The 13,336-nt window shown below is 45.1% G+C and carries 13 protein-coding genes; 7 read left to right on the top strand and 6 right to left on the bottom strand.

What is annotated here, in order from left to right; genetic code table 11:
• Positions 1-10 precede the first annotated feature (10 nt).
• Both HHL16_RS05230 and HHL16_RS05225 read left to right on the top strand, forming a co-directional pair.
• Positions 11-679: a hypothetical protein gene (locus HHL16_RS05230; protein WP_169424078.1), complete on the top strand. Its 669-nt coding sequence runs from the start codon at positions 11-13 to the stop codon at positions 677-679.
• Between the two features lie 68 nt (positions 680-747).
• The gene (locus tag HHL16_RS05225; protein ID WP_206022255.1) at positions 748-1,647 is read left to right on the top strand and encodes a LytTR family DNA-binding domain-containing protein; all 900 of its coding nucleotides are present in this window, start codon (positions 748-750) and stop codon (positions 1,645-1,647) included.
• Here the strand turns inward: HHL16_RS05225 and HHL16_RS05220 are convergent.
• The 5 genes from HHL16_RS05220 to HHL16_RS05200 form a co-directional block, all read right to left on the bottom strand.
• On the bottom strand, positions 1,641-2,189 hold the full coding sequence (locus HHL16_RS05220) for an RNA 2'-phosphotransferase (protein ID WP_169424076.1): 549 nt from the start codon (positions 2,187-2,189) through the stop codon (positions 1,641-1,643). The genes HHL16_RS05225 and HHL16_RS05220 overlap by 7 nt on opposite strands.
• 51 nt (positions 2,190-2,240) lie before the next feature.
• Positions 2,241-3,062: a TIGR02452 family protein gene (locus HHL16_RS05215; protein ID WP_169424075.1), complete on the bottom strand. Its 822-nt coding sequence runs from the start codon at positions 3,060-3,062 to the stop codon at positions 2,241-2,243.
• Positions 3,063-3,091: 29 nt separating this feature from the next.
• Positions 3,092-4,537 (bottom strand): nicotinate phosphoribosyltransferase, encoded by a 1,446-nt coding sequence (locus HHL16_RS05210; protein ID WP_169424074.1) that lies wholly within the window; start codon positions 4,535-4,537, stop codon positions 3,092-3,094.
• Between the two features lie 40 nt (positions 4,538-4,577).
• On the bottom strand, positions 4,578-5,480 hold the full coding sequence (locus tag HHL16_RS05205) for an NUDIX domain-containing protein (RefSeq protein WP_169424073.1): 903 nt from the start codon (positions 5,478-5,480) through the stop codon (positions 4,578-4,580).
• A gap of 142 nt (positions 5,481-5,622) precedes the next feature.
• Complete coding sequence (locus tag HHL16_RS05200) at positions 5,623-6,315, bottom strand: NUDIX domain-containing protein (RefSeq protein ID WP_169424072.1); 693 nt, start codon at positions 6,313-6,315, stop codon at positions 5,623-5,625.
• Positions 6,316-6,393: 78 nt separating this feature from the next.
• On the opposite strand from HHL16_RS05200, the gene HHL16_RS05195 reads away from it, so the two are divergent.
• Positions 6,394-7,986, top strand: coding sequence for a transferase (locus HHL16_RS05195; RefSeq protein WP_169424071.1), 1,593 nt, complete (start codon positions 6,394-6,396; stop codon positions 7,984-7,986).
• Between the two features lie 56 nt (positions 7,987-8,042).
• Here the strand turns inward: HHL16_RS05195 and lpdA are convergent, their stop codons facing one another.
• Positions 8,043-9,449 carry a dihydrolipoyl dehydrogenase gene (lpdA, locus tag HHL16_RS05190; protein ID WP_169424070.1) on the bottom strand — a complete coding sequence of 469 codons (1,407 nt, stop codon included), beginning with the start codon at positions 9,447-9,449 and terminating at the stop codon, positions 8,043-8,045.
• Between the two features lie 230 nt (positions 9,450-9,679).
• Between lpdA and HHL16_RS05185 the strand changes: the two genes are divergently transcribed.
• Genes HHL16_RS05185 through HHL16_RS05170 form a run of 4 tightly spaced genes read left to right on the top strand, consistent with a single transcriptional unit; the run spans position 9,680 to position 13,321 of the window.
• Positions 9,680-10,471: an SDR family NAD(P)-dependent oxidoreductase gene (locus HHL16_RS05185; protein WP_169424069.1), complete on the top strand. Its 792-nt coding sequence runs from the start codon at positions 9,680-9,682 to the stop codon at positions 10,469-10,471.
• Between the two features lie 9 nt (positions 10,472-10,480).
• On the top strand, positions 10,481-11,467 hold the full coding sequence (locus HHL16_RS05180; RefSeq protein WP_169424068.1) for an NAD-dependent epimerase/dehydratase family protein: 987 nt from the start codon (positions 10,481-10,483) through the stop codon (positions 11,465-11,467).
• Positions 11,467-12,588, top strand: a complete 1,122-nt coding sequence (locus tag HHL16_RS05175; protein ID WP_169424067.1) for a histidine kinase — start codon at positions 11,467-11,469, stop codon at positions 12,586-12,588. The genes HHL16_RS05180 and HHL16_RS05175 overlap by 1 nt, the downstream gene beginning before the upstream one ends.
• Complete coding sequence (locus tag HHL16_RS05170; protein ID WP_169424066.1) at positions 12,569-13,321, top strand: LytTR family DNA-binding domain-containing protein; 753 nt, start codon at positions 12,569-12,571, stop codon at positions 13,319-13,321. Before HHL16_RS05175 ends, HHL16_RS05170 begins: the two co-directional genes overlap by 20 nt.
• Positions 13,322-13,336 lie beyond the last annotated feature (15 nt).

Genomic DNA, 13,336 nt, shown 5'->3' with positions numbered 1-13,336 from the left:
AACAATTCGCATGAAACGCATCTTCTTTACCGTATCGATCGTTGCCCTTGCAGGTTTAGCTGCAAATGCACAGGAGTCAGCTGGTTCAACTAATTCCGATCCGGCATTTATCAGGATCATGGAATCGGCAATTCAAAAACTCGATACAGCATCATCATCAACCACACTGCTGCAACTAGGCAACGATTTTGAAAGAATCGGAAACGCCGCAAAATCTGCATGGCAACCTTTTTATTATGCAGCATTCTGCTACACAGCCCTTGCACTGAATACCAATGATAAATCGGGGGTGGATGCGATAGCAGAAAAAGCTGCCGCATTTCTCATCAAGGCAGAAGCGCTTCATCCGGGGAACTCAGAAGTCTCCACAGTTCAGGCGATGCTGGCCAATGCAAGACTTCTGGTAGATCCTCCTGCCAGATATCAGGAGCTGAGTGTAGTAGCAGCTGCATGGTTGAAAAAAGCGCATGAGCAAAATCCCGCAAATCCACGTCCTTATCTGGTAGAAGCAAGAACAAAATTGAAAACTCCTGCGATGCTCGGCGGAGGTGCAGAAGCCGCACTGCCCGTACTCGAAGAAGCGGTAAAGAAATTCAAACAGTTTCAGCCATCCGGCAGCATCGATCCCAACTGGGGTTCAGCAGATGCTCAGAAATTACTTGAACAATTGAAAAAATAATAAATCTTTGCTATGACCCGACAGCTGCAATCTCTGTTGGGACATAGCATATGCAGCGATCAGCAATCATGAAATTTTTGCAACAACCATTCCCCCACGATTCAAGCCTGAAGGGGGCCGTAAAAACTTCGGCAGGATTTGCCATTTTCATTTTTTTGTTTCTGCTGATATTTCGTCCGTTTCATATGGAAACAGCCACTACGGGAGGAATCGTACTGAGCTGCGCTATTTTCGGAGCAGTTACTTTCACAGGAATTTTCACCATGGACATTGTGCTCGACTGGATGTTTCCGAATGCCTTCAACGAAAAAAACTGGACGGTAGGCAAACAGATCCTCAACATCCTGCTGGTGGTAGTGCTCATCGGGACACTGAACTTTCTGGTATATCCGTTGCTTTTCGACACGCATCTGACCCTGGAGAGTTTTCTCCATGCAATGATGACCACAACAACTGTGGGGATTGTTCCCATCACCATTTACACATTGTACAAACAGAATATCAGGCTGAAACAATTCCGACAGGAAGCCGCTGTTCTCCATGAAAAATTGCAGGAGAAGAAACAGGCAGATCAGCTGGTGCCTGTTTCAACAATTCGGCACAGCATCATTACATTCTCAGGAGACAATAACAACGAGAAATTTTCAGTAGATGAACAGGAGCTGGTTTATCTGGAGTCTGCCAGCAATTATGTGAAAGTGTTTTTCGAGAAGAACGGACGATTGAATTACACTATCATCCGAAACACCATGAAAAAAATGGAAGAAACATTGCAGAACCACAGCCTTTTCTTCCGTTGCCATCGCACTTATATCATCAATCTTGAGAAAATAATTTCAGTTGAAGGGAATGCACAGGGATACAAAATGCGAATCAATGGAAGTGATGAGTTGTTGCCTGTTTCAAGAAATCTGAATAAAGAATTCTCAGACAGATTGCTGGCGGTAAAAGGAGAGTTGGGTCAATGATCCATCTTATGCAGAAAAGTTGACGGCACTTCCTCTACCAGCCACACATTATTTTCCGACAGATAGAATGTAAATCCAGCTACCAACATTTCTTTTGCAGCCACTCGCAGAATTACAGGACTTCCATGCCTCGCACCTACATTCTTCGCCATACCCAGATCTTCTGTAAGATGAACGTGATGGCGGTTTCGTTTAAGCAATCCTGCATCCATGATAGCTGGCAGGAATTTCGTAGCAGTGCCGTGATACAGGTATTCAGGCGGTTCAGTAGCGCGCAGCTCCAGATCCACTTCAATGCTGTGTCCCTGATTGGCACGGATCATTGTTTGATCCTCATTAAATGAAAATCGCTTTTTATCATTTGAACTTACTACCAGTTGAATGAGTTCCCTGGTTACATCTTCTCCTTTTGAGTTGAGTTTTTCGATGAGGTCGTTTACGGATGTCCATCCGTTTTCGTCGAGCACAAGTCCGATCTCTTCGGGTTTGTGTCTCAATACCAGACTCATGAATTTGCTGATATGTTTTATTTTCTTTTCCATTTTCGATAGGTAAGGGTAGCATTTGCATGCTGCCCGGATAAAATATTGATGCTAACTGAATCTTTTCCTGAAAGGCTCAATCACAGCTTCGTTATTTGTTTTTACAGCGAACAATACTTTTCTGAATTGACCCGCATATTTTCCATGAAGCGCTTCTTTGAACAATTGAGCAATATCATCAGGCTCGTTTCTGAATACGCCACATCCCCATGCTCCGAGAATCAGTACCTGATGTTGATGCTTCACGCATAACGCCAGCATCTTGTCGATCCTGATTTTCATCAATGGTAGAATATCAGGAAGGCTTTCACGCTCATTATTTTCTATGGCTCCCTTATTCACTGCAGCAGAAGTAATAACAGTGGTACAAACCGGTGTTTCCATCAGATTCCCTTCTTCGTCTTTGAACACAGGCACATCCGGAGAATAGATCATATGATCAGAATACAGGTGTGTCCTATTGTTGCGATGGAAGCTGTAATACTCAGGCGCCTGTTGCAGACAAGGGTAAAGTGCGGATGCTCTCGCGATACTTTCTTCCTGTGCCTGAGCCCCACCGAGAAATCCGCCGCCAGCATTTTTTGCAGAAGCAAAGTTCAGCGCCATTGTGTTTGTTTCTCCCTTTGCAGCAAGCATACGGACTGCATCCAGCGTTGTGATATTTTCTACTTCAAACGTTGTTTCAAATTTGGGGGCAGGAATAATTTCCGCCAGCTCTTCGAGTACATCAGGGGTATAGAGTTTTGTATTGCCCACAGCATTGGCTATTTGACTGCTTATATCGATCTGATTGCCTGAAGGGCTTGTGTATTTCCCTGCGTTCAACACTTCCAATGTATGTTCGGCTATGGTTATTCTATTCTTTTGGTTCATGATTGATGCATTTATTAATTGTGCTCAGCTTACTGGTTCTGTTCCAGTACAGGCTGTTGAAGCGCAGCTCTTTCACGGATGGTTTCAAAGCGGCTGGTATTTTTCAGCTCTCCATTTTCAAATACCGTGATCAGCTGATCTTGCAATTCAGCATTAGCCTCCTGACCCACAGTCTGAAATCCTTCATCTGTGCGGATAAGTTTCAGTTTTCCTGCTTTTGATTTTTTGAACGACTGAGTGAGCTTTCCATGTGAATCGAGCTCCACAGGGTTTTTCTGAACATTCACAGGTTGACCGTTCACTTCGGCATAGGAGCATTTGAAAGCGAATTTCTGCGTGTCTCTGTCCACTTTCTGCAACAGTGCACCACCCATTCCGAGAACAAGGTTCTCAGCGCTGATGCCATTCACTTTGAGAGCGCCATAGATGAAACGGATCATATCGATATTCACTCCATCTCCCTGCAGTACTCTTACCTGACGGGGAAGTACTTTGTATCCTTTTTCGTTGATGGTGTATCCGAATTTGTTCATGAGAATGGAGAACACTTTCAGCAATGTGAATACAGGATCTCCGCTATCAGGTCTTATCACCAGTACACCGTCTCTGCTCAACACCAGCTCTTTCAGTTCTTCACCCCAGTATTCACTGCAGGCCCTGAAGATATCATAGGAGTCAGAGACACAGGATACGATACCGGTAGGGAATGTTTTGAGTACGTGTTTGAAAATTTCGATCTCGCCTTCTTCACCCAGCAGCGTACACACGGAGTGTTCAGTTGCAGGAACAGATAATCCGAATACCTGCTGAGCATCGTAATATTTCTGCGCCATCACACTTCCAATGATGGTATCGCTTCCTCTGAAATTGAGCAGGTGAGCGGCTCCGCCGATGGCAGCGCTTTCTACCGAGCTGACTCCACGGAATCCGAAATCGTTCAGCACAAATTCAATCTGCTCCATTGCAGCTTCAGAAGCCGTGTCTTTGTGATAAGATGTTACGATTTTTTTGATCTCTCTCGAAAGCGTAGCAACTGTGTTGGGATACCAAACCTGCATCAGCAGGGTTTCAAGAAAATTGGTGAGCCAGAAACAGTTAGGGTCGGTGTTTTCGATGGTTGCGAGAACATTGTTCACGGGCACTGCTGTTCCTTCGGGAATGGCTTTGATCTTCACAGGAAGTTTGCCATCATATTTTTCGAGGATGTAATCGAACTTGCTTCTGTCGAATACATCATCACGACCGAAAACCTGAGGCAGAAAAGCTGCCGCTTCATCGATCTTTTCTTTGGTGATCACTTGCCCTTCGAGATAATGTTTCAGCACATATTGCAGACCGAAGAATACTGTTTCCTTGAATTGCCCACCCCGGCTTTCGAGATATGAATAGATCTTAGTGGTACCGGGATAATACAGTTTATGATGAGAATATTTGTATGCGTCTGCGAGGAGTAAAATGTTTTCTTCTGTTTTCATGATTTTCCAGTTTATGCGGTATAGGTTAAGTTGATGCTGACTATTTTGATTGACCGATATTTTTCAACAGCTGCTGAATCAGTACATGATGTTCAGGCGTTATTTGATTTTTTTCTATCATGCCCTGCAATTCATTTACAGGAAACCATGACAATTCCGCCAGATCATCGGCTGCATGCGGTTTTCCGTAAACCAGTGTGGTTTTGAAAAAGCTGGTGATAATCTTGTCGGTTTCGTTACGATATCTCCAGTCGTCGATTTTTGCAGATCCTACGAATTGCATTTCACTTACTTCGATAGGCCCGCATTCTTCGGACAGTTCTCTTTTTGCAGCCGCTTCGAAGCTTTCATCTTCAGGATCGGTGAAGCCACCGGGGAATCTCCATTGTGCAGCGAGATGCTTCTTTCCCAGCAGCACTTCTGAATTGTCTTCATTCAGCACTGCAACATCAACTGTTGCATATACTTTAGGATACATGCCATGATAAGCATAATTGATCCCAAGCCGAAAATCTACCGAGCTCAATACTTTATCACCATTCTCTTCGCGGATATCAGATGCGGAGTAATTGCCTTTCTCAGGTAATTCCTCCACTGCAAACTGACCACTGTAGTATTGGATGAAACTATCCCTGCTTCCATACAGCACAAACTGTTCCATAGAGAAAGTGGAAGTTAACAAAGCATCCAGCTGCTGACTCCAAACCTGGTCCGAAGCATTGTCTCTTAGTGGAAGTACCACCAGCTCTGGCTCGAATTGTTTCAGCAGTTTTTCGCGGGTGTAAAAATCGAAAGGGTTGCGTCGGCTGCCTTTTACCGGAGACACACCCAGTACTATCACCATCTTATTATGCCTGCCTTTGATTTCATTGATCAGGAATTTATGTCCTTCGTGAAGATAGGGTGTCTGGAATCGGGCTATTATGACGCCTGTGGTTTTCATTTTGCGTTATTTATACGCAAATTTACACAGGCTTTTGAAATCTGCAAATTTATTTTGCGTTAAATGAACGCAAAATGAAAAACAAAGAAATTGATCAGTAAAATGATGATTTGATAACTGAGACATCAGCATGCGGAGGGGCTCAGATCTCGAAATTGATCCCTTCTTTCATCAGCTGCTGGTACCTTTTCTTATTGAACTGAAACATCTTGCTGGGACGGCCTTTCCCTTCGGGTCGGGCATATTCATTGGTATCTTCGAGAATATCGAGTGCCAGCATCTTTCTGGAAAAATTCCTCCGGTCGATATCCCTGCCCAGCAGATCGATATAGAGTTTCTCCAGGTCAGCAAAAGGAAATTTTCTGTCGAGCAGTTCGAAGCCAATCGGCTGATACCTGATCTTCGCACGGATGCGTTCAATAGCAGTGTGCAGGATTTCTTTGTGATCGAAAGCAAGCGCGGGAAGCTCCCTGAAATTGAACCACTGTGCATTCTCCGCATCAGTACTGGCTTTCAGCTGCTGAAACTGGCTCGATTTCACCAGGGCGAAATAGGCGATGGAAATGATACGTTGTCGTGGGTCACGATCGGGTGCTCCGAATGTATAGAGTTGTTCGAGGTAATTTACTTCGATGCCTGTTTCTTCGCGAAGTTCTCTTCTCACAGCATCTTCGAGTGTTTCTTCGGGGAGAAGAAATCCACCGGGAATGGCCCAGGCATTTTTAAAAGGAGGGTATTTCCGCTGGATCAGCAGAATGGACACACCTTCCTGTTTGGAGTAACCAAACACGATAGCATCTACTGCAACTTTTATTTCTGATCCACGGGTATTCATTCTGGCTGCAATATAAACATTCGCTCATTGCAATCATCGTGCAGAAGCGAAACCAGTATCTTTACGCAAATTGCACCTATGTACCTGTTGATCCCCGGCCGCCATCAGTTGCTGACCCAGTTTCAGTTCGAATATCTTCAAAACATTATCAGCAATGGATTGCAGAGAATGGCAGATGCTTTCGGAAACCCTGTAACACAGACCGGGAAAATAGACGCAGTTATTTTCGCAGTTACTTCGTCCAATCATTCCAATACACGCCGGAACCCGCTTCCATTCTATCTTCGGGCCATTTCCATCGAGGCCTTCGGCAATGAGCTGAATATTCCTGTGTACATCTACGGAATCGACGATGTGGCCAACCTGCCCAATTTCGCCGGTTATACCATTAAACGAATCAAACACGAGAGTGAGGGGCAAATCAATTGTACTCCCGAAAATACCCTCGTAGTCTGCTCCACTCCCGTACTCAATATGTATCACGAATTAGGATTCACCATCCTGCCTGCTGAGCTCGATGATATCAATACCTGGCATCATTCCACCGCCATGCCGTGGGATGTGGTGGAAGCCATTGCATCGAATCCATCATGGAAACAAGATCCGTTTGTGCAGCAACACATGCACCATACATCTTTCAAAGTTTGGGACAAGTACAAAGCCGGCGACAAAGTGCAGCTGCTTTTCAGAGATGCCATGATCAGCAACGATGGCGATCTCACCGAAACCCGCGACTACAACGTGTACGTGCGTCAGATGGATGATATCTCAGAGATGAAGTATCAGGATACCGCTCCTTTCATACAACCCGGCCGCATCGGAGATATCGGATGCGCAGTGGGCTCATGGATCAAACTTGCCTGCAGGGATGCACGGTTCAGGGAATCCGATTTCTACGGCATCGAGGTTTCACGTTACCTCTACGAACTTTGTCAGCAGAGAAAGATCAATGGCGAGTTTGCCAATCCTTTTGTGTTCTTCTCGAAAAAGAATGCCGTAACCGGACTCGCATTCGATGCCGGCTCCATGAATACCATCCACACATCATCCCTCACACACGAAATAGAATCTTATGGAAGCCGTGCCGATCTGCTGCAATTCATCCGCAACCGCTACGAAGAGCTGGTGCATGGTGGCGTATGGATCAACCGCGATGTTGTTGCTCCTTACAACAAAGAAGAAGAAACACTGATGAACCTGAACGAAACAGATGGCAGCAATGAAGATCCGCATAAACTGTTCACCGATAAAGCATCGCTGGCAGCCCACCTGCAACAACTTTCAACATATGCAAGGTTCCTTCGTTTTTCAAAAGACTTCCGGAAAGCAGAAGGATACCAGCTTCCCTATGCAGAAACAATAATCGGTGAGAAAAAATACATCCGGCTTTCACTCCGCGATGCCGCAGAATTTTTGAGCAGAAAAGACTACACGGACAACTGGCAAAGCGAAATGCACGAAACCTTTTGTTTCTGGGATTTCAATGAGTGGAAAGAACAGATGCAACTGGCAGGATTCAGCATTCATCCATCGTCAGTAGCATTCACCAATGAATGGATCGTAGAGAACAGGTGGAAAGGCAAAGCGGAGTTGTTCACGATGAAAGACGGGCAACCGGAACCGGCTGCCTACCCGATTACCACCATGTTTATGATTGGAGTAAAGCCATAAAAAAAGAAGCTGCATCCTCTATGGACACAGCCTCTCCACACAAACAAAACAAACAATCAAATATTTATCGCGCCTTTACCTGAAGAGATCAGGAAGGCATCTTTCAATGCTTCAGCAAATGTTGGGTGAGCATACGAAATCTTAGTAAGCTCAGTATCGGTCAATTCAAACTCCATGGCAATCACTGCACTTGCAATGAGGTCAGCAGCTCTTGCACCGATGATATGAACACCCAGAATTTCGCCGTATTTGGGATCGCTCAGCACTTTCACAAATCCATCCGTATCATCGGAGGCGCGTGCGCGGCCACTGGCAAGGAAGGGGAATTTTCCTTTCCGGTATTCGATCCCTTCTGCTTTCAATTGCTCTTCCGTATAACCAACTCCTGCAACCTCAGGCCAGGTGTACACTACGCCCGGAATGCGGAGATAATTGATTTTATGCTGATGGCCTTTTAATCCATCCACCACTGCAATGCCTTCGTCTTCCGCTTTGTGAGCAAGCATTGCACCGCGGATCACATCACCGATGGCGTAGATATTGGGCTCTGCTGTTTGCAGGTTTTCATTTACTTCCACCATGCCTTTTGCATCGAGTTTCACCTTAGTATTTTCGAGCGCAAGCCCCGCGGTGTAAGACTTTCTGCCTACAGCAACGAGGCAGTAATCTGCAGTGATCTCTTTCTCTGCCTTGTTGGCGTCTGTATAGGTTACCTTCACAGATGAGCCGGTGTTTTCAGCAGATTTAACCGGAGATCCGGTGATGAGTTCTATCCCTGATTTGGATAACAACTTCCCTAATTCTTTTCCCAGCTCTTTATCCATCGTGGGAATGAGACTATCGGCATATTCGATGATAGTAACTTTTGTTCCTATGCGATGATAGGCAGATGCCAGCTCCACACCAATTACACCTCCACCGATGATCACCATCGAACCCGGTTTCTCTTTCAGGTACAAGGCTTCTGTTGAAGTGATGATTCTCTGCTTATCGATATTTATTCCGGGGAGCGTAGAAGGCTTCGATCCAGTGGCTATGATGAAATACTGACTGGTAACAGTTTTCGGCGCTTCGCCTTCATTGGTAACAGTGATGGAAGTATTGTTCACAAAAGAACCCACGCCCGTGAACACCTGGATCTTGTTCTTCTTCATCAGAAAATTCAATCCATCGTTATTCTGCTTCACTACATTTTTATTTCTGTCGACCAGCGCCGGGAAATTCAGATTGAGATTTCCAACTTCAATGCCCTGTTTGGAGGCTTTGTGCTGAATGATATCAAAATTCTCCGTACTGTCGAGCATTGCTTTGGATGGAATGCACCCAACATTGGTACAGGTGCCTCCAAGCACTTTGTACTTCTCAACAATTGCTGTTCTGAATCCGAGTTGTGCTGCTCTGATAGCGGCGGTGTATCCTCCCGGACCGGAGCCGATCACCACCATATCAAAATCTGTTGCCATACGAGTAGAATAGATTGGATGAATAAATGTGGGTACAGGCTGTATTACAGCCATCAGCAGCAAAGGTTGAGTGCAGGCACGTTTTCCGCAAAAATTAATCCCTCAGCCAGCAACCAGGTTCCCGTTTTGGGTTTACAGTTCAACGCATTAATTCCACAACTCATGGGATAATTGGCGGCGGCCCACAGGGCAACCCTGAAATTTGAACTCCGATGCAAATTTCAAACACCATGGCATACACCTTAATTACAGGTTCAGGCTCAGGATTAGGCAAGGCGTTTGCCGTGCAATGCGCCAGGCAGGGAAACAATCTTATCCTATTTTCCCTGCCCGGAAGCGGCCTCGAAAGCCTGGCTGTTGATCTCAAAAACGAGTACCACATTGATGTTCAGTTTTTTGAATTCGATCTGCGGGATACCATCGCGCTTCAGGAACATATCTCCAATGTTATAGCCAACTATTCAATTAATTTTCTGATCAACAATGCCGGTACCGGAGGTACCTCTTCTCTCACAGACACTCCGCTGGAGAGAATCGATGATATTATCCAGATCAATGTGCGCAGTACTTCGCTCCTTACCAGATTGCTGATACCTCATTTGCTTCAGCAGAAAGAAAGCTACATTCTGAATGTATCGAGCATGGCTGCATTTACACCCATTGCATACAAAACGGTTTATCCGGCATCGAAAGCATTCATCTCCTCTTTCTCATTGGGATTGAGAGAAGAATTTGCAGGTACCGGATTATCGGTGAGCGTACTCTATCCCGGCCCTATCATGACAAATTCAAATACCAGCAGAAGAATCATTCATCAGGGAATGAAGGGGAAGATGGGATTGCTGGCTACATCTGAGATTGCGAGGATCGGTATCAGAAGAACGCTTCGCCACCGGCCGGTGATCATACCCGGACTGATGAACAAACTCAACCACTTTCTGATGACCCTGCTGCCGCTCAGCTTCAAACTGAGAATTGTTTCCAAAGAAGTGAAAAAAGAAATACAGTGGTCCGCCACCTAATGTGATTCTATGCAAAAAGTACTGATTACCGGAGCCAATGGCTTCCTCGGATCGAGCATGGCCCGTTATTTATCCAGGCATAAATACCATGTTCGCGTTATGGTACGCGAACATGCCGACCTGTCTGCCATTGCAGACGTACCCTGTGAAATCTATTACGGAAATATCGATGAAAAAATTCATGTAAGGCAGGCGGTAGCGGGTTGCGACATTGTAATCCACGCCGCTGCCATTACAGAGCAATGGGGAGTTTCATTTGATTCATATGAACGCATCAATTACCTGGGCACTCAATATGTATGCGAAGCATGCATCGAGCACAAGGTTTCCAAGCTGATCTTTGTGAGTACGGCCAATACAATTGGTCCGGGGTCGAAAGAGTTGCCGGGAACGGAACTGAATGGCTTTACCCTTTTTCATGCAGGTTCAGGATACATCAACAGCAAATATCTCGCACAAACCTATGTGCTGGAGCAGGTGCAGAAAAAGCAACTGCCCGCTGTAATTGTGAATCCTACTTTCATGATCGGACCCGAAGACTTCAAACCGAGTTCTGGAAAACTGTTGCTGTACGGACTCAATAAAAGAGTGCTCTTCTATCCTCCCGGAGGGAAGAATTTTGTTTTCATAGAAGACGTATGCCATGGCATTCTGAATGCGATGGATCAGGGAAGAACCGGTGAATGTTATCTGCTGGCCGGACATAATCTCAGCTACGGAGAATTTTTCAAGCTGGTGAATAAACTCTCGCACCAGAAACAATGGCTGATTAAGATACCTGTTTTTCTACTGAAACTGGGAGGCGTTATCGGCAGTATCAGACAGAAGATCTCAGGAAGAAGTGGTAAATTGAACTTTGCGAATGCCTATATGCTTTGCCTCGACAATTATTATTCAGCAAGGAAAGCGCAGCGTGAACTTTCTTTTCGCATTACACCCATGTCTGTTGCAGTAGGCGCTACATTGGATTGGTTCAGGAAAAACAATTACTGCTGATGAAAAAAAAGGATACGCAGAACGGTTCGGGCGAATTTGCAGGAAGCGAGAAGTTTTTTACCAGCACCGCATTCCGATATGGAAGCAGGGCGCTGATCCTGTACCTGTTCAGCAATATCTTCAAATCATTCGATCTTACTTTCATTGGAGAAATGAGCATGTTCTCTTTCAGGTCGAATATGTTCAGCCTTGCCTATGTTTTGTATGGGTTGATCGTTTGGGACGGCGCATCCTTTCTTGCAAAAACACTGGAGCGGAAGATGCATGGATTTTCCGCCGGAAAGCGCATTCTTCTTCTTTCCACCACGCTGCTTGCCTACGGCGCATTGATATCCCTTGGTTTCGGATTTGTTTATGCAGGAGTTGATCTTCTGCTTTTCAATCGTGCTGAAGCATGGCATAGTTTCAAAGAACTCAGCTATAACATGAACGTCGGCATCTTCATGTTCTACCTGATCATCATCACTTTCAATGGATTTATTTTCTACTATAAAAGCTGGAAGGAGTATCAGATAAAAGCAGAAAGACTGATGCGTGAAAATATTCAGGCCAAGTATGATGCCTTGAAAAACCAGATCGATCCGCATTTCTTTTTCAACTCACTGAGTGTGCTTACCAATCTCGTGTATAAAGATCCTGACCTGGCAGCCGACTACATCACTCAACTCGCCAATACATTCCGATACATACTCGATAAGAAACTGGATAACCTTGTTCCCATTGCAACGGAACTGAATTTTCTTCAATCGTATCTTTTTCTGATCGGCATACGCCGTCAGGGAAGTATCATTTTTATGGATCAGATAGATGAGCAGGTGAAACTGAATGGACAGGTACCTCCGGCTACTCTGCAGATGCTGGTGGAGAATGCCATCAAGCATAACCGGTTCTCGGCAAGCGAGCCACTGGAAGTGACCATTCGCAGCGAACAGGGCTTTCTCTTCGTTTCGAACACTATCAGAAAAAAAATCACGCCGGAATATTCACATGGCATCGGGCTGGAGAATATTCAGAAACGATACGAACTGGTTTGCGGAAGATCGATAGAAATAGACGCGTCGTCAGAAAAATTTGTAGTAAAAATCCCCATAATTTTCAGTCATGAAAGTGATCATTTTTGAAGATGAGCTGCACAATGCGGAGAGACTGATTCAGCTATTGGGAAGATGCGACAGCAGCATCGAAGTAGAAGCCGTGATAGAATCAGTAGCAGATGGAAGGAAATGGTTTGCGGCTCCGCACAATATCGATCTGATGCTGATGGATATTCAGTTATCAGATGGCAATTGCTTTGAGCTATTCACTGGCACGCATGTATCAACGCCGGTGATCTTCACTACGGCTTACGATAATTTTGCATTGCAGGCATTCAAAGTGAATAGTGTGGATTATCTGGTGAAGCCGATCGAGTTAACAGCGCTGGATAATGCGCTGAAGAAATTCAGGCAGTTTCGTCCGGTTACGCAGCAGGTGGATATCGGAAAACTGGCCGAGGCTTTTTTCAAAAGAGACACTACGCGTTTTATCAGCAGGATAAACAATCAGCTGATCTACATAAAGGCAAAAGACATCGCTTATATTCATTCCGCAAAAGGCATTACGCATGCCACAACATTTGGCAAGCAGGATTATCCGCTCGATTATTCGTTGGATCAGGTGGAGAATTTACTGGATAAGAATTCATTCTTCAGAGTGAACCGCCAGTTTATTATTCATATCGATGCTATCAAAAAGATGACGGCTTATTACAACAGCAGGTTACTTGTGCAGTTGAATCCACCTACGGCGGGTGAAGTGGTCATTAGTAGAGAGCGGGTGAATGATTTCAAGAGCTGGCTGGAAGGGAATGTGTGATAGCATTAAAAAAAA

Source organism: Pseudoflavitalea sp. G-6-1-2, assembly GCF_012927185.1.
Lineage (GTDB): Bacteria > Bacteroidota > Bacteroidia > Chitinophagales > Chitinophagaceae > Pseudobacter.
Note: the sequence above shows the minus strand (reverse complement) of the source record. Positions and strands in the feature narration are given on the sequence as shown.